Source organism: Paenibacillus sp. FSL W8-0439 (assembly GCF_038008995.1).
Lineage (GTDB): Bacteria > Bacillota > Bacilli > Paenibacillales > Paenibacillaceae > Paenibacillus > Paenibacillus polymyxa.
In genome coordinates this window covers 2148778-2166726 of record NZ_JBBPAK010000001.1, presented here as the reverse complement: position 1 = coordinate 2166726, position 17949 = coordinate 2148778, and the positions used below count along the sequence as shown (strand labels likewise).

15 protein-coding genes are annotated in these 17949 nt (G+C 44.8%); all 15 read right to left on the bottom strand.

The genetic code is table 11. The features are described 5' to 3' along the window. Nucleotides 1-21: 21 nt before the first annotated feature. Nucleotides 22-1119: a transcription termination factor NusA gene (gene nusA / locus MKX36_RS09590; RefSeq protein WP_016820980.1), complete on the bottom strand. Its 1098-nt coding sequence runs from the start codon at nucleotides 1117-1119 to the stop codon at nucleotides 22-24. Between the two features lie 101 nt (nucleotides 1120-1220). Continuing rightward, the gene (gene rimP / locus MKX36_RS09585; protein ID WP_013370719.1) at nucleotides 1221-1682 is read right to left on the bottom strand and encodes a ribosome maturation factor RimP; all 462 of its coding nucleotides are present in this window, start codon (nucleotides 1680-1682) and stop codon (nucleotides 1221-1223) included. Between the two features lie 314 nt (nucleotides 1683-1996). Next, a complete protein-coding gene (locus tag MKX36_RS09580; RefSeq protein WP_340864574.1) occupies nucleotides 1997-6313 on the bottom strand; it encodes a PolC-type DNA polymerase III in 4317 nt (1438 codons plus the stop codon). 202 nt (nucleotides 6314-6515) lie between these two features. Continuing rightward, a complete protein-coding gene (gene proS / locus MKX36_RS09575) occupies nucleotides 6516-7964 on the bottom strand; it encodes a proline--tRNA ligase (protein WP_016820978.1) in 1449 nt (482 codons plus the stop codon). Between the two features lie 51 nt (nucleotides 7965-8015). Further along, nucleotides 8016-9287, bottom strand: a complete 1272-nt coding sequence (rseP, locus tag MKX36_RS09570; RefSeq protein WP_017427940.1) for an RIP metalloprotease RseP — start codon at nucleotides 9285-9287, stop codon at nucleotides 8016-8018. Between the two features lie 108 nt (nucleotides 9288-9395). After that, a complete protein-coding gene (locus MKX36_RS09565) occupies nucleotides 9396-10535 on the bottom strand; it encodes a 1-deoxy-D-xylulose-5-phosphate reductoisomerase (RefSeq protein WP_038978128.1) in 1140 nt (379 codons plus the stop codon). A gap of 145 nt (nucleotides 10536-10680) precedes the next feature. Next, nucleotides 10681-11472 carry a phosphatidate cytidylyltransferase gene (locus tag MKX36_RS09560; RefSeq protein ID WP_016820975.1) on the bottom strand — a complete coding sequence of 264 codons (792 nt, stop codon included), beginning with the start codon at nucleotides 11470-11472 and terminating at the stop codon, nucleotides 10681-10683. A gap of 17 nt (nucleotides 11473-11489) precedes the next feature. Next, on the bottom strand, nucleotides 11490-12257 hold the full coding sequence (locus MKX36_RS09555) for an isoprenyl transferase (RefSeq protein WP_016820974.1): 768 nt from the start codon (nucleotides 12255-12257) through the stop codon (nucleotides 11490-11492). Between the two features lie 85 nt (nucleotides 12258-12342). Next, nucleotides 12343-12897 carry a ribosome recycling factor gene (frr, locus tag MKX36_RS09550; RefSeq protein ID WP_014599669.1) on the bottom strand — a complete coding sequence of 185 codons (555 nt, stop codon included), beginning with the start codon at nucleotides 12895-12897 and terminating at the stop codon, nucleotides 12343-12345. Then, the gene (gene pyrH, locus MKX36_RS09545) at nucleotides 12897-13625 is read right to left on the bottom strand and encodes a UMP kinase (RefSeq protein WP_013309918.1); all 729 of its coding nucleotides are present in this window, start codon (nucleotides 13623-13625) and stop codon (nucleotides 12897-12899) included. The genes frr and pyrH overlap by 1 nt, the downstream gene beginning before the upstream one ends. A gap of 120 nt (nucleotides 13626-13745) precedes the next feature. After that, a complete protein-coding gene (tsf, locus tag MKX36_RS09540) occupies nucleotides 13746-14396 on the bottom strand; it encodes a translation elongation factor Ts (RefSeq protein WP_013370709.1) in 651 nt (216 codons plus the stop codon). Nucleotides 14397-14528: 132 nt separating this feature from the next. Next, on the bottom strand, nucleotides 14529-15227 hold the full coding sequence (rpsB, locus tag MKX36_RS09535) for a 30S ribosomal protein S2 (RefSeq protein WP_013309916.1): 699 nt from the start codon (nucleotides 15225-15227) through the stop codon (nucleotides 14529-14531). Between the two features lie 1185 nt (nucleotides 15228-16412). Then, complete coding sequence (locus MKX36_RS09530) at nucleotides 16413-17060, bottom strand: endolytic transglycosylase MltG (protein WP_107734234.1); 648 nt, start codon at nucleotides 17058-17060, stop codon at nucleotides 16413-16415. Then, on the bottom strand, nucleotides 17057-17581 hold the full coding sequence (locus MKX36_RS09525; protein ID WP_107734235.1) for a DUF6115 domain-containing protein: 525 nt from the start codon (nucleotides 17579-17581) through the stop codon (nucleotides 17057-17059). Before MKX36_RS09525 ends, MKX36_RS09530 begins: the two co-directional genes overlap by 4 nt. A 41-nt stretch (nucleotides 17582-17622) precedes the next feature. Beyond that, the gene (locus MKX36_RS09520) at nucleotides 17623-17943 is read right to left on the bottom strand and encodes a hypothetical protein (protein ID WP_031463324.1); all 321 of its coding nucleotides are present in this window, start codon (nucleotides 17941-17943) and stop codon (nucleotides 17623-17625) included. Between the last annotated feature and the right edge of the window lie 6 nt (nucleotides 17944-17949).

Sequence of the window (17949 nt, the reverse complement as noted above, 5' to 3'; positions counted from 1 at the left end):
ATTAACCCCCCTACACTCCGCTTAATCTACAGAAACGGAATCCTGATGCATTTCATCGGTGGATGTTCTCGGTCTGCCGAGCTCTTCCTCCGCCTGTGTTTCACTCTTAATATCAATTTTCCAGCCAGTAAGCTTAGCAGCAAGGCGAGCATTTTGCCCTTTGATACCAATAGCTAGAGAAAGTTGATAATCAGGTACTATAACGCGAGCCATTTTCTCTTCTTCAAATACCTGTACTTCAAGCACCTTGGACGGACTCAAAGCATTAGCCACGTATTCATCAACATTATCAGAATAGCGTACAATGTCGATTTTTTCGCCACGCAGCTCGTTTACAATGGTCTGCACCCGCGTTCCTCTTGGTCCCACACAAGAACCTACCGGATCAACCTCGGCGTTACGAGAATGAACTGCGATCTTAGAACGGAAGCCTGCTTCACGCGCTACGGAACGAATCTCTACAACACCGTCAAAAATTTCAGGTACTTCGAGTTCGAACAAACGCTTAAGCAGACCCGGATGTGATCGGGACAGCATAATTTGCGGTCCTTTGGTTGTGTTCTCCACCTTGGTAATATAAGCCTTAATCCGATCCAAATGGTTAAATTTCTCATTAGGCATCAGTTCGCTCAACGGAAGAACTGCTTCCACCTTGCCAAGATCAATATAAATATTACGTGGGTCTTGGCGCTGTACAGTTCCTGTTACAATATCCTCTTCCTTGTCCACAAACTTGTTGTAGATCAATCCCCGTTCCGCTTCGCGAATGCGCTGAGTCACAACCTGCTTCGCTGTTTGTGCAGCAATCCGTCCAAAATCACGTGGTGTGACTTCAATTTCAGCGATATCCTCCAACTGAAAATGTGGGTTGATCTCACGGGCTGCTGGCAACGAAATCTCGGTGCGAGGGTCCAATACCTCCTCAACAATCAGCTTGCGGGCATATACCTTAATGACTCCCGAGTTGCGGTTCATATCAACACGCACGTTTTGTGCGGTATTGAAATTCCGTTTGTAGCTGGAAATCAGGGCTGCTTCAATGGCCTCAAACAGCACGTCCTTACTGATCCCCTTTTCTCTTTCCAACTCGTTCATTGCTTCAATAAAATCCATACTCATGGATTACTGCTCCCCCTTTCAAATGATGGCACCTGCGTACTGGTCGGCACACGAGGCAAAAAACATGTAGTACATGTCAAACAGCAACAATCAAATCTGAATTAAAATATGATCGCGAGCCTTGCACCAGCTACCTTGTCATAAGGTATGGTATGCTTCTTTTGTCCGCTTTGGACGGTAAGTTCCCCATCTTCAAAAGAAAGCAAACGGCCTTCGAATTCCTTCAGACCGTTAATCGGCTCGTATGTAGTAACGAATACGTTTTTGCCTACCGCTTTAGTGACATCCTCCGCTTTTTTCAGCGGTCTTTCGGCGCCTGGTGAAGACACTTCCAGAAAATATGCTGTAGAAACAGGGTCATTTTCATCCAGCTTTTGACCCAAATATTCACTGATCATACTACAGTCGTCCAGATCAATTCCTCCGTCTTTATCTACAAAAACGCGAAGAAACCAATTGCTACCCTCTTTGACATACTCGACATCGACCAGTTCAAAACCATGCTCATCGAGGTAAGGTTGGGCCATTTCTTCTACTACTGATTTGATCTTTGGTGTGCTCAAAGATTATAACCTCCAAAAGTGAACTTTCCTGTGGTGAAAAAGAGATACCCTCTTACTGTGGGCAATGCTTCTCCATCACCGGCATTTTCATTTTCATTTGATGTAATGTTCATTTTGGGCTCACTGCAAATAAACCGGCGTACCGGTTGCCTGCCCAAAAATAACCTTTTTTCACGTTGTACCTGTATATCAAACAGTAAAGAGTGGGTTTCCCCACTCTTTTAGCAACGGTTTTATCTCCATGATTACCAAAAAAATTATAACATAACCGTAGTTATGTGACAAGTGCCAGAGCTTGACTACTGTGGTTCAGATTAAAACAGAGACAGCTGATTACTCTCTGGCAGACCTCGAAAGCAACCCATTTGGGACAGCATTTCGACAATGGTTTTACTAGCCTTCGATTTCTGTTGAAAATCCTCAACGGACAAAAATTCACCCTGTTCACGGGCCGCTGCGATGTTACGTGCTGCATTATCTCCAATACCCTGAAGAGCTCCGAACGGAGGAATGAGCGAGTCCCCGTCCACTTTGAAACGAGTAGCTTCGGAACGGTACAAATCAATAGATTTAAAACTAAACCCGCGAGCCGTCATTTCCAAAGCCATCTCCAGAATTGGAAGCATCCCTTTTTCTTTAGGTGGAGCCTGAAAACCAAGCTGCTCAATTTCGACAATCTTCCGTGCAATCGCATCATACCCTTGACAGCACAGATCAATATCAAAATCGGCCGCACGTACTGAGAAGTAAGTTGCATAATACTCGATCGGATGATACAGCTTGAAATACGCTGTACGCACTGCTGAAATAACATAGGCTGCAGCATGCGCCTTCGGAAACATGTACTGGATTTTAAGACAGGAATCAATGTACCACTGCGGCACCTTGCATTTTTTCATTTCTTCAATCCATTCGGCACTAAGCCCTTTACCTTTACGTACGCTCTCCGTAATTTTAAAGGCCAGACCTGCATCCATCCCCGCCTTGTAAATCAAAAACAGCATAATATCATCCCGACAACCAATTACGGTCTTGATGTTACATGTATTATTTTTAATCAACTCTTGTGCGTTCCCCAGCCATACACCCGTACCGTGAGACAAACCGGATATTTGCAGTAAATCGGCAAAAGAACTCGGCTGCGACTCTACCAGCATCTGGCGTACAAATTTGGTCCCCATCTCTGGTACACCATAGGTGGCAACAGGCGTGCGGATTTGCTGCGGTGTTACACCGAGTGCCTCCGTGGAGTTGAACATGCTCATCACCTTGGGGTCATTCATTGGAATGGTCGTAGGGTCAACCCCGGTCAAATCCTGAAGCATTCTCATCATGGTCGGATCATCATGGCCCAGAATATCGAGCTTGAGTAAGTTCGCATCAAAAGCGTGATAATCAAAATGCGTCGTTTTCCATTCCGAGCTCGTATCATCAGCCGGATACTGGACTGGTGTAATGTCCTCGACCTCAATATAATCAGGAACAACAACGATCCCACCCGGATGCTGTCCGGTACTACGTTTTACACCCGTACAACCAGAAGCCAGCCTGTTCAGCTCGGCTCCGCGCCATTTTTTATGATGTGCCTCTTCATATTTTTTGGCAAATCCAAACGCCGTTTTCTCAGCTACTGTACCAATAGTTCCTGCACGGAAAACGCTTTTTTCACCAAACAATACTTTCGTATAATTATGGGCAACAGGTTGATATTCACCAGAGAAGTTCAAGTCAATATCGGGAACTTTATCTCCTTTAAAACCGAGGAACGTTTCAAAAGGTATATCTTGCCCCTCACCCTTGAGCTTGCCACCGCAATTTGGACAGTTTTTATCTGGCAAGTCAAAACCGCTTGGAACACTTCCATCCAAAAACCATTCGCTGTGTTTACAGTCAGAATTACCGCAAATATAATGGGCGGGCAGCGGATTTACCTCAGAAATACCGAGAAAAGTAGCAACTACAGAAGAACCAACAGACCCCCGTGAACCTACCAAGTATCCATCCTGGTTAGATTTTTTAACCAGACGTTCAGAAATGAGATAGTTAGCGGAGAAACCGTATTTAATAATAGGTTCCAATTCTTTTTCAAGGCGAGCTACAACAACCTCAGGTAAGGATTCACCATAAATGGATCGAGCCGTCTCATAGCATGTATTGCGAATTTCCTCATCTGCTCCGTCCAGTAAGGGCGTAAAAAGCTTGTCAGGGAACAGTTCCAGTTCTTCAAAACGCTCTGCCAGCTCGCTAGTATTTGTCACAACAACTTCATACGCTTTTTCCTCGCCCAAAAACTCGAACTCTGCCAGCATTTCATCCGTTGTACGTAAATGAGCATCTGGCTTTCGGATATCCTTTAGCGGACTAAATCCAGTAATGCCGTGAATGGTAATATCACGGTACAGCTTATCGCGAGTTTCCAAATAGTGAACATTGCCTGTAGCAATCACGGGCTTGTCAAGACGTTTTCCTATTTCGCATACTTTACGTATGGCCGTTTTTAGTGCATCAGGCCCGCTTACCAGTTGCTTTTCCACCAGATGCATATACATCGTCAAAGGTTGAATCTCCAACACATCATAAAACTGTGCAATCTCCTCGGCTTCTTCCTCGGACTTGTTTAATACGGCCTCGAAGAATTCTCCTTTTTCGCAGCCAGAAATAATAAGCAATCCGTCTCTCATCTCAGACAATTTCGATTTAGGAATACAAGGCACACGCTTGAAATATTCGGTATGAGACATAGAAACCAGCTTGTACAGATTTTTTTTACCAACCGGATTGAGAGCATAAATGCAGCAGTGGAAAGGACGAACAGTCGATAGGTCCTTTCCCACATAATCATTCAAGCGGTCGAGCATTTTAAAACCCTTAATTTGCTCTGCATCGTTTAGTAGTCCGTTTAACACTTCTGCCAACGCAACTGTATCATCAATAGCCCGGTGATGGCTTTCCAACGCGACTTTATATTTAGTAGTCAGTGTGTTCAGACGGTGATTTTTCAACGTAGGAAACAGCAAACGAGCCAGTTCCAGCGTATCCAGCACCGGATTGGTCATTTCGGGCAAACCCATCTTTCGAAGAGTGGCCTGGATAAAGCCGACATCAAACCGCGCATTATGAGCAACCAATACAGCATCACCAGCAAAAGCTACGAACTCCTTCATAACAGGTTCGACATCCGGCGCATCCTTGACCATTTCATCATTAATGTTGGTCAGTTGCTGAATGTTGTAGGGTATACGTTCATGCGGATTGACAAAGGTTGCATAACGATCAATTTCCTTACCCTCATGCATTTTAACAGCAGCAATCTCAATGATTTTATTTTGTGTAACTGACAAACCGGTGGTTTCAATATCAAAAACGACATAAGTCGCTGTTTTCAAATTTAAAGGCTGTGCCTGCATTACAACCTCGACAGCATCATTAACTACATTGGCCTCAATGCCGTAGATCATTTTAATGCCGTTCTTCTTTGCAGCCTTAGCAGCATCAGGGTAGCATTGCACACCGCCATGATCTGTGACCGCAATCGCTTTGTGCCCCCATTTGGCGGCTGTTTTGACATATTGATCAATCGAGGCGACAGCATCCATTGCGCTCATCTTTGTGTGTAGATGAAACTCAACCCGTTTTTCCGCTGCATTATCCTTACGTCCGGGTGGGGCCTGTACTTCAACTAGATCGGAAGGAATCATAACCAACTCAGGAATTTGCATAAAACGGTCATATTCAACTCGTCCCCGCACTTTGACCCATTTACCGTTAGCCAACAGACTGAGAATTTTTAGATCTTCTTTAGTTTTAGCAAACATTTTCATTTGCAAGGAATCACTAAAGTCTGTCAAATAATACGTAAACAACGTACTGCCATTGCGCAATTCTTTACTGTCCAAACCGAAGATTGTTCCTTGTAGGGTGACTTTCTTCTCTTCGTCCTGAATCTCTTGCATCGGAATAGCGGGTTCTTTGATGTCATAACCAAATTGAAGCCGCACGTCCCCTTCTTCTTCTTCCAAAGGTGGCATTTCAGCTTCCATACTTTCCATCATCTGCTGAATGACTTCGCGTTCTTCCTGCATTTTCTTTTCCTGGAATTCCTGTAATACCTCCTGGTTACTTTCACCCACCTGAACTTTAATACGCATAGAGAGCCCGAAATATTTATCGTAAAACTTAATAATAGCTTGATCTATCTGCTTTTTACGCGCTAGTTCCAATGACATACTATCGCTCATTGTTAGTAATAATAGACCGTCTTCCCACTCATGCACAGCCCGGTTCATCCAACCGTTAACAGATGGAATTTCACGGTGCACCCACTCTAAAAAAAGCTTCCAGTATTCACCGATAATATCACCAGGTTGTACCTGCTCACTGTACTGAAAGCGGAATGTGATTTTAGCGATATGACTCATTTTTTCCTGTACTTGAATACAGAACGTACGATACACCTGAGCGGGGACCAGTGTCTCCTTGGCAATAGTGATATTCCAATCCTTGTTGGTACGGCTAATCTCAACCTGATCGATCCAACCGTCCAAAAAATAAGGATCCACCACTCCCGCCGGCATTACAACCTGCTTCATTAGCAGCTCCAGCCGCTTTCTCTTTTCTTCAGCTCCGCCCATGGCTCTCCCCCCGATTTCCAATCTACCTTTCTGAAAACATGAAAAGCTTCTGCGTCTAAAACATCTCCGACCGCAAAAGCTTTTCGTAGCCTTCTTCAACCCTCATCACAATAATATAGATAGTAGTCCGGAATATTAATCCGTAACAGCTATTCCTGTTGGCGAAGAGAATGAAGTGAGTATAGGGTATTGCTCTTCTTTATTAGTACGCCCGTGCGAACACTACTGTATGCTTGGCTGGTTTGCCACAGCACAAACATGTTGTCTTTTGCTCGGTTGTTTTAAACGGTATGTTACGGCTTGTAGCGCCTGTCACTTCTTTAACTTTGTCTTCACATTCTTCAGATCCGCACCAACCAGCCAAAGTAAAGCCACGTTTCTCTTCCATGAGAGTCTTCATCTCATCCAATGTATCGACGGAATAGAAGTTTTCTTCCATGAAGTTCTTTGCACGGTCAAACATCTCTTGTTGTACCTGTGCGAGCATCGCGTGTACTTCTTCAAGCAGATTGTCCTGTTGGACAATCTTTTTCTCGCCGCTGATACGGGATACGAGCACACAAACACCGTTTTCCATATCACGAGGGCCGATTTCCAGACGAACCGGTACACCGCGCATTTCATATTCATTAAACTTCCAGCCTGGACTTACATCACTGCGGTCGTCCATTTTAACACGGACACCCGCTTGTTTCAACTCGGCAAACAATTCATCTGCACGAGCGATAACTGCATCACGTTTCTTAGGTGGTCCAATAGGAACCATAATAACCTGCGTAGGTGCCACCTTAGGAGGCAGTGCAAGACCACGGTCATCTCCATGGACCATAATCAATGCACCGATCAAACGTGTACTTGTTCCCCATGAAGTCGTATGCGCGAATTCCAGGTTGTTTTCACGACTCAAATATTTAATGTCAAATGCAACGGCAAAATTAGTCCCCATATAGTGGGATGTTCCAGCTTGTACCGCTCGTCCATCTTTCATCATCGCTTCCAGTGAAAATGTATCCTTCGCACCTGCAAACTTTTCAGAAGGTGTTTTCTGTCCAGTAATAACCGGAATAGCTAGAACTTCCTCGATGACCTCACGATAAACTTCCAGCATTTTCATCGTTTCTTCACGTGCTTCTTCTTCTGTTTCATGTGCTGTGTGACCTTCTTGCCACAAAAATTCACTTGTTCGCAAGAAAGGCAGCGTACGTTTTTCCCAACGCACCACGTTAGCCCATTGGTTAATTAGCACAGGCAGATCACGATAGGATTGAATCCATTTCGAGTACATATGACCGATCATCGTTTCCGAAGTTGGACGGATTGCAAGACGCTCTTCCAGCTTTTCCCCACCAGCCTCAGTCACCCATGGCAGTTCAGGATTAAATCCCTCCACATGCTCTTTTTCTTTTTGGAAAAAGCTTTCTGGGATAAACATTGGAAAATAAGCATTGCGATGTCCCGTTTCTCTGAAACGCACATCCATAGCTTCCTTAATGTGCTCCCAAATCTCAAAACCATCGGGACGGAATACAATACACCCGCGAACTGGCGAGTAATCCATCAGTTCTGCTTTTTTAATAACATCAATATACCATCGGGAAAAATCTTCGCTCTGCGGCGTGATTTCCTCGACAAACTGTTTATCGTTCGACATAGAAATGCATGTCCTCCCATACAGACCATTTTTTATAATGACCGTCTCTAATTAACCATTAATTAAGCGTAAAATATCGTTATACGTGACCGCAATCATTAACAGGAATAGCATAGCAAAACCAACGAAATGGACCATTCCTTCCCTGCTCGGATCAACAGGACGTCCTCTTACCGCCTCAACACCAAGGAAAACAAGTCTACTTCCATCCAACGCCGGAATAGGCAGTAGATTGAATATCCCCAGATAAAGACTCATGATCGCAGTCCAATATGTCAACTGCTCAATGCCTTGCTTAGCGATTTGTCCCGTCACTTCAAAAGTACGTACGGGACCTCCCAGGTCATTGATAGAAAAACGTTGGATAAGCTGGCTAAATCCTTGAAAAATAATATCTGTCGTTCTGACCATGGATTGTCCGGCAAATTTGAATGTTTCCCCTACACCAGCTTGGCGTTTTGGAAGTTCAGGCACAATGCCCACCTTGCCACCCTTTTGTCCTTCCATTGCACGAGGTGTAATCGTAAGATCAAAGGTTTTATCATCACGGCGAACTGTCCACTTCATCGGCTTGTCTTGAGAATCCGCAATCAGTTTGATCATGTTTTCAACATTCGCACCAATTGCAACTCCGTTCACCGATTCGATGATATCTCCCTTATGCAAATCAGCTTCAGCAGCTGGCATACCTGCTGTAATTTCACTAATTTGGACATACGTCGGGTTGTCCACTTGTATGCCGACCATCTGGATGTGCAAACCAAACAGAATAAAGGCAAGAATAAAATTCATCAGGGGTCCAGCAAATATAGCCATCGCACGCTGTCCTACTGTTTTACTCCCATACTGTCGATCCTTCGGTGCAATTTGAATGGATTGTCCTTTGGTTACCATCATCGCTTGTGGGTGTACAGTGTATTGCTGATCTTCGCCATCCACATCCAATTTTACAGTTAACGCTTGTTCCAGATCAATCTCCAACACTTCACCGCGCACTACATTCTTGCGGTTATCCAGTTGGTCCAAATAGATGGTCTTAACGACGCCATCTGTCACGCGTACAGCAATCGTTTGTCCGGTTTCAATTTCATTGACCTCCGGATCTTCTCCCGCCATACGTGCAAAACCACCGAACGGCAGCAACCGTAGCGTAAATCGTGTCTCGTTTCTTTTATAAGAGAACAGTTTCGGACCGAAACCGATCGCAAACTCCCGTACCAGAATCCCGGCGCGTTTGGCAAAATAATAATGCCCCCATTCATGCACCGTCACTATGACGAAAAACATGAGCACCGTCATCAACACTATTTGAATCGTTTCCAATCGTTTCCGTTCCCCTTTCAATGAGATCGAGTTTGTCTTCCTAGATTATCATTATTCTCCGAACCCGCACAAGAGAATCATAATTCGTTTCTTGACCCCAACATTAACCTACAACTTCGAAGCTATACTACGAGTCTCGCGGTCACAAGTTTCAATCGCAGACAAATCAGGATCAGCCATATTGACATGCTGTTCTAGCACCTGTTCAATAATCGCTTCAATATGCAGAAAAGAAATTTCTCCACGTAAGAAACGAGCAACAGCAATCTCATTAGCAGCATTAAAAGCGGTCGGTGCTGTACCACCCATTTTACCACATTCGAAGGCAAGCCTTAAACAAGGAAAACGATTAAAATCCATTTCCTTAAAGTGGAGTTTGCCCACTTCAGCCAATGACAGAGGCTTTGCCGGAGACTTCATCCGCTCAGGATAAGTTAATGCATATTGAATGGGTACTCTCATGTCAGGGTTCCCAAGTTGAGCAACAATGCTTGTATCTTGAAACTCGACGTAGGAGTGAATAATGCTTTCCGGATGAAGCAGCACATGGATCTGCTCATAGCTAAGCCCGAACAACCAATGTGCCTCGATGACTTCCAGCCCTTTGTTTACCATCGTTGCTGAATCAATTGTAATTTTGGCCCCCATTGACCAATTAGGATGCTTAAGTGCATCTTCCACGGTAACTTCACGCAGCTGTTCTCTTGTCAAATCTCGAAAAGAACCGCCTGATGCTGTGAGGGTAATATGTGCCACATCTTTCATACGCTCACCATTCAAGCATTGGAAAATAGCTGAATGCTCACTGTCAATCGGCAGCAACGGCACTCCTTTCGCCCGAGCCCGCGCTGTGACCAGATGACCAGCCGTAACCAGTGTTTCCTTATTGGCCAAACCGATCTGTTTTCCAGCCTCAATCGCGGCCAGCGTGGAGTGCAATCCGACACTGCCCATTACAGCTGTCACAACCATATCCGCCTCTGTGTTCGCGGCCAGCTCAACGAGTCCTTCATTTCCCCAGTGTAGTTCGATTCCAGAAGGCAGTAAAGGACGAATTTCATCGGCTAACTGCTGAGTACCGACAGACACTTTTTTGGGATGATAGAGACGCGCTTGCTCAGCAAGCAACTTTATATTGGAGCCACCTGCTAAAGCCTCAACAGTGAACTGATCTGGGTGCATGGACACCACATCCAACGTTTGAGTTCCAATAGATCCGGTTGAACCAAGTACCGTAATTCTTTTCATGATGCACCTTCCTATCCTGAAAATCACTTTTATCAGGAGCTCATTGTTTGTTATCCAGGCAACTATGGAGCTGATTCTATCCTTCTAATAGCGCAAGGCTAACAGTATAAAGGTTGATCCTCAGCATAAGTTGTAATCACCAGGCTTATGGAAGCAGCATCAGCATATGTACAAATGGAAAAACGACAATCCAGCTGTCGCAGCGGTCTAGTATACCACCGTGCCCTGGCAGCAGATTACCAGAATCTTTGATGCCGTACACTCGTTTGTATGCAGATTGTACCAAATCGCCCAGTTGTCCCACAACAGCACATGACAAACCGATGCCGAAGGCTTTACCCCAGGGTAACAGTCCACCTGACAAACCAGCGAATACCAGAGCTATAACCAGCGCTAAAACAACTCCGCCAATGGACCCTTCGACCGTTTTATTTGGACTAATCGCAGGCCATAGCTTCGTCTTCCCTGCCATTTTGCCTACAAAATATGCCCCTGCATCGCTTGCCCAAATACAAGACAACAACAAAAAAGTCCATAACAGTCCATGTTCCATATGACGTGATTCCGCAATATACGAAAATCCAAATCCTATATATACAGTACCAAGAAATAGTATAGCTACCGTTTGAATCGGGATTTTATTTTTCGTTCCTACTGTGATCATCATAAACACTATCATTACCAACCAGAGCAAACTGGCAAAGGGTAGCGGTGAATGCAAACCCAAAGGTTGATATGGGAATACAAATGCTAATATGCTTACGTAGCCAAGTATTGCTGTACCTCCAAAAGGAGATACCTGCGTCATTCGAGCGAACTCATAAAATCCGATTAGGGCCATCACCAATATAAGCAAATGGTAGGCCAAGCCGCCCCACAGGACCATTGCCAAAAAGAATATGCCTGCCAGAATACCGGTAATTAATCTCTGTCTCAACGGCTTTCATCCTCCATTTACTTCAGTCCGCCATACCGTCGTGATCTTTTCTGATATTCGATCACTGCTTCGTATAAGTGCTCTTTCTTAAACTCGGGCCAATAAATATCAGTAAACCACAGTTCACTATAAGCAAGCTGCCAAAGCATAAAATTACTGAGTCTAAGCTCCCCGCTTGTTCGAATCAATAAATCAGGATCTGGCATACCCGTAGAAAGCAACGTGTTGCCAATTAGCTCAGATGTTATATCTTCCGGCTTCAGCTTTCCATCCTCAATTTGACGGCCCAATGCTTGCATGCATTCTGTGATCTCCAACCGACTGCCATAATTTAATGCAAAATTAAGTACAAGTCCGGTATTATTTTCGGTACGTCGAGTCGCTTCAGTCAGCGCTTCAACGGTATGAGAAGGTAAATGCTCCTTGTTTCCCATCATACGCACTTGCACATTTTTTTCAACTAGCTCATCCAGCTCAATTGCCAAAAATTCTTGAGGCAGTTTCATTAGAAAATCAACTTCGTCCTTTGGACGTGTCCAATTCTCAGTTGAAAAAGCAAATAAAGTTAAATACTTAATACCCAGTTCATCCGCTGCAATTGCTGTGCGTTTCACTGCCTTCATTCCATTTTGATGCCCTACAATCCGCGGCATTCCAATCCGTTTGGCCCATCTGCCGTTCCCATCCATGATGACAGCAACATGCTGCGGAATATTGTCTTTTGAAATGGCCGGTGTTTGCTGTTTTTGTTCCCCGTTCCACCAAGACCGAACCCGTTTGATCATTCCAGTTCCTCCAGCATTCTCTGAAAATGTGCCTCAGGCTTGAAAAGAGACAAACCCCACCGTAAGGGAGGGGCTGCCAATCTTTTTAAACTTCCATAATTTCTTTTTCTTTTGCAGCTAAAACTTTATCTACTTCAGCGATAAACTTGTCAGTCGTCTTCTGGATATCTTCCTGATGCTTACGAGATTCGTCCTCGGAAATATCACTTTTCTCCATTTTTTTGATATCATCATTTGCATCACGACGAATGTTACGAATAGCGATTTTTGCTTCTTCACCGCTCTTTTTCGTCAGCTTCACCAAATCAGTTCTGCGCTCCTCCGTTAAAGCAGGAATACTCAGACGAATGGTGTTACCATCATTCGAAGGCGTCAAACCTAAATCGGATTTTTGGATAGCACGCTCGATATCAGCCAAAGAAGATTTGTCCCAAGGCTGAATCATCAAGGTCCGACTGTCAGGTGTATTGATATTCGCCAGCTGATTGACTGGAGTCATTGCGCCGTAATATTCAACCTGCACACGGTCCAGTAATGCTGGTGTTGCCCGTCCTGCACGCAAAGATGCAAGATCACGTTGCAATGCCTGGATTGCTTTTTGCATGCGCTCTTCAGCGCTCTTTTTCACAGATTGTGGCATTAATTTACACTCCCTTTGACGATCGTACCAATTTTTTCACCCAGTACGACACGTTTAATGTTACCTTGCTCTGTAATAGCAAAGACAATCAACGGAATATTGTTATCCATGCACAGCGAGGAAGCTGTAGAATCCATGACACCGAGATTTTTGTTAAGCACATCTAAATACGTAAGCTGCTCATATTTTTCAGCTGTGCTATCTTTAAACGGATCGGCGGAGTACACACCATCTACTTTATTTTTAGCCATCAGAATCACTTCTGCTTCAATCTCAGCGGCACGTAGAGCAGCTGTAGTATCAGTCGAGAAGAACGGATTACCCGTACCTGCAGCAAAAATTACGACCCGACCTTTTTCCAAGTGACGGATAGCTCTACGGCGGATGTAAGGTTCTGCAATCTGTTGCATCGCGATGGATGTTTGTACACGCGTAGGTACTTCAATTTGTTCCAAAGCATCCTGTAAAGCCAGTGAGTTCATCACCGTTGCGAGCATACCCATGTAATCTGCCGTTGCCCGGTCAATGCCATTGGCACTTCCAGCAATACCACGCCAGATATTACCGCCTCCGCACACAATAGCAACTTCTACTCCTAGTTCCACCACGTCCTTGACTTGCTCAGCAATCGACGCAATAGTATCCGCATCAATACCGTAACCGTTAGGACCTGACAGCGACTCCCCACTAACTTTCAGAACAACACGTTTAAACACAGGTTTTTCCAAATGATCACCCTCCAATTTCATATATTCTTTATGTAACAGGATAGGTGTCCTGTTGCAAGAAAAGGAACACCGATGTGTTCCATTTCTGTTTATTCATATGCAATTACCGATCGTTGGTAATTATTGTTTCACTTGAGACATAACTTCTTCGTAGAAGTTGTCTTCTTTTTTCTCCAGACCTTCACCCAGTTCGAAACGAACAAAGCGACGTACGGAGATGTTTTCACCAATCGTGCTGATTTTCTCGTTGATCAGTGTGGAGATTGTTTTGTCTGGATCTTTAATGAAAGATTGCTCCAGCAAGCAGAACTCTTCGTAGAATTTACCGATGCGGCCTTCAACCATTTTTTCAACGATTTTTTCTGGTTTTCCTTCGTTCAAAGCTTGTGCTTTCAGGATTTCTTTTTCTTTTTCAATCTCTTCCTGTGGTACTTCTTCGCGACGAACATAACGAGGGTTCGATGCAGCGATATGCATTGCAATGTCACGAACAAAATCTTTGAACTGGTCAGTTTTCGCCACGAAGTCTGTTTCGCAGTTTACTTCTACCAGTACGCCGATACGGCCGCCAGCATGGATGTAGGATTCAACAACGCCTTCAGTAGCAATACGGCCTGCTTTGTTGGCTGCAGCTGCAAGTCCTTTTTCACGTAGAACTTCAACCGCTTTTGTCAAATCACCATTTGCTTCTTCAAGCGCTTTTTTACAATCCAGCATTCCTGCGCCTGTTTTTTCACGAAGCTCTTTTACTGCGCTAGCATTAACTGCCATATTATTTCCCTCCAAATTTGATTTTCAGTGGTATATGCGAGCTTTATTCCTTAAAAAAAGGGTAGTGAGAGGTTTTCCACCTACCAACCACCCTTTTCATTTAATTCGTATAGATATTTCCGATTGGAAATATTATGCTGTAGTTTCTTCGCCTTGGTTAGCTTCCATAACTGCATCAGCCATTTTACCTGTCAGCAATTTAACAGCGCGGATCGCGTCGTCATTACCTGGGATAACATAGTCGATTTCGTCTGGATCGCAGTTTGTATCAACGATACCCACGATTGGGATACCCAATTTGCGAGCTTCAGCAACCGCGATACGTTCTTTGCGCGGATCAATGATGAACAGAGCACTTGGAAGGCCCTTCATGTTCTTGATACCGCCCAAGAATTTTTCAAGACGATCTTTTTCTTTGCGAAGAATGATAACTTCTTTTTTAGGAAGAACAGCAAATGTACCATCTTCTTCCCAAGCTTCCAATTGTTTCAAACGATCAATACGTTTTTGAATGGTTTGGAAGTTAGTCAGTGTACCACCCAACCAACGTTGGTTGATGTAGAATTGACCAGCGCGTGCTGCTTCTTCTTTAACAGAATCTTGCGCTTGTTTCTTCGTGCCTACGAACAGAATTGTACCATTCTCAGCTGCAATGCTTTTTACGAAGTTGTAAGCTTCCTCAACCTTTTTCACTGTCTTTTGCAAGTCAATGATGTAAATACCGTTTCTTTCAGTGAAGATATAACGATCCATTTTCGGGTTCCAGCGACGTGTTTGGTGACCAAAGTGAACCCCAGCTTCCAAAAGCTGTTTCATGGAGATTACTGCCATCTTCACGCACCTCCTAAGTTTGGTTTTTTTGTGTGTCCTCCGCCGACATCATTTTTTATAAAGACTTCCTATTGGAAGCACCCTTTATAAAATTAACCGACGTGCGTTTTTAACACCGTCAATTAATATACCATAACACTTGCAGCGTTGCAACCAGCTTTTCGACAATAATTGAAACGGTGTAAAAAGCAACCCGTACACTTCCATCTGCCTGGCTTCTTAGAAAAATGTTTGTGACAATAAAGTGTTAGACTCTCGCACCGCATTGAACGGACAGATAGTTCCAATATGTGCCCTGTTAGCCGCATCTGTTCAATATAGATGGCGCCATGCTGGGCGTACAGTAAAAAGCCATGACCGACTAACGGCCAAGGCTTTTTACACACGATCGAAATCGGTACCAATTCCCGATTAGTGCCCCATCATCGCTGGGTCCTAGCTGTCCCCGCCGACGGTACCTTCTTCTTCCTGGTGTTGCGGTTTACGCAGAAGGAGCGACAGAGCTACACCCGCAGTCGTTAGGCACGCGGACAGGAAGAACGTATCGCTGTAACCCGCGACGACAGAATTCAACGGATTCGCGTCCGCTCCCGCATTTGCGGTGTGGGAAGCGATTTGCGACGTCAGATAACCCGTCAGGCCTGCGACCGCGAACGAGAGGACAACTTGCTGAGCCGCTGTTGTCAATGGTGTGACTCGGCTCACCAGGCGGCGAGGCGCAGAGTTCAGAACATGCGTGTTGAGCGGCATCATGGAGAAACCCATTCCGAGACCCATGGTGCTGATGCATAGGATAATAACCCAGAGCGGAGAATCCACCGATATACGGGACAAGATGAATAGAGAAAATTAGGAATAGAATTGTTTTATTGTTTTTTTATTCATCAATGCCGCTATCGATTATTTCATAGCGTTAATTTGTGTTCAATTTATTTTATATCCCTCTCCGATAGATCTGAATATTGATCCAAATTGAGGATAGTTTTAACAATACACCGTGGTGTAATCCGCTAGGAGATGACCTTTGAATCCTTCAGAGGTCTTTTTATGTCCAACTAGCTCTGAATTGCAATAGGCTATGCTGTAAGCTATTGTGGGCGCTTCATACCCACTTTGAACTAAACAATAAAAAATCACTTTCGTTCGCATCGAAAAAAATAAAAAGCCGTCCTCTTCCCTATTAGGTCAGTTGGACGGCTTTTTCGTTATTTTAGTAATAATAGAACTGAAATCCTCACCTTTAGCAAACTGATAGGTGCCTGTACGAATTTTGGTATTGATTTTTTGAGCCTTAGCTGCTGCCTCAAACGCACTAGCATCCGATACGACTCCTGCCCGTTCCAATCCAGATGCCACACTTCTTAAATTGCTCCCTGATGCAATGCTATATTGCACTTGTGGAGTGGCAGGCTGCTTGGGAATATTGGGAGTAGTTGTAGTGCCAGCTCTTTGAGTTTCCGGCTTGTTCGGACTTTGTGGTACTGACGTGCTGGTCGAAGGCTTAGAAGCAGCCGAGGATGTGCTGTTTGCAGGTACCTTAGGTGTTGAAGGCGTTTGAGCTGGTTTAGCCTTTTGAGGTGCAACTGGAGTCTTGTTGCCTTCCTTGATCAGCTTATTACGCCATTCCTCTTCTGTCATTTTCGGATCAGAACTGTCACTGATCTGAAGATTTAACTCGGCTGCTGCCTTTTCTAGTTGTTCTCGCGTCATGTTTTTCGGGTCTGCCGAAGATTGCTGCGACTGCCCCTGACCAATTATTGCCAGCTGCAGCAGCAATGCCCCCATGATAAGACCAGTACCCATGCCTAACATAAATGAGCGGTTTTTGATCATATCACATCCTCCCGTTCCGCGAGTTGTAATATGAGCTGTACTTCGCCCCGCTGGATGCCTGATTGCTTGGCTATATAATCCACCGACTTGCCTTGCTCATGCATCGCGAACAACTCTTGATAACGATCTCGGATGGACTCTTGTTCCTGCTCAGTTTTAGGCTCTTGCAATGCCGTTTGCTCCTCTAAAGTTACAAAAGAAACTTCTGAATCTGAGATTGGCATAGAGACGGTAGCAAGCATTGCCTGACGCTCAAGCTCCACAATACGATTCCGAAGCTCAGCTACTTGCTCCTGTAATGCTGCCTGCTTAACCGCATGCTCCTGCTTCATACCAGATACGAGTTCAATCAGCTCGTCATTATCGTTTTCAATATCGGCCATATATTGCTCCAATGTAGCCTCAACCTTTTGAACGACGGCCTCTTCTGTTCCCCGGCTTGGCTGGCGCTTTGGCAGAAGCCAGGCGTAGACAACAGCTGCGGCTCCCAGCAGAACAATATAAATCCATGGTTGATCCACTGCCCATCGTCTCCTTTTATAACGCTTCTCCACCCATTGGATCAGAGCGAAAAATCAATATGATGTCCCTTATACGGATGCTCTGCCGGATGCTCCTTAGGTAGCTCAGTCTCATCTGAGCGAGAGCGGCTCTGCTGGGAAGAATCTCTGCTCTGCCCACCTGTTTGCCTCTCACCGACGAATGTTTCCGCAGACTGATCTATGGCACTGCTTCGCTGACGCATGTTCTCTGTCTCCAGCGCAGTCTTTTGTCCAAGTAATGCCTGGTCATTCATTGGCCGCTGCTGGGACTCACTATGGTATTTGCCTGCTTCACTGGTGCGAGGTACAGCAATTTGCAATTCAACAGCCTTCAAGCTCATGGGACC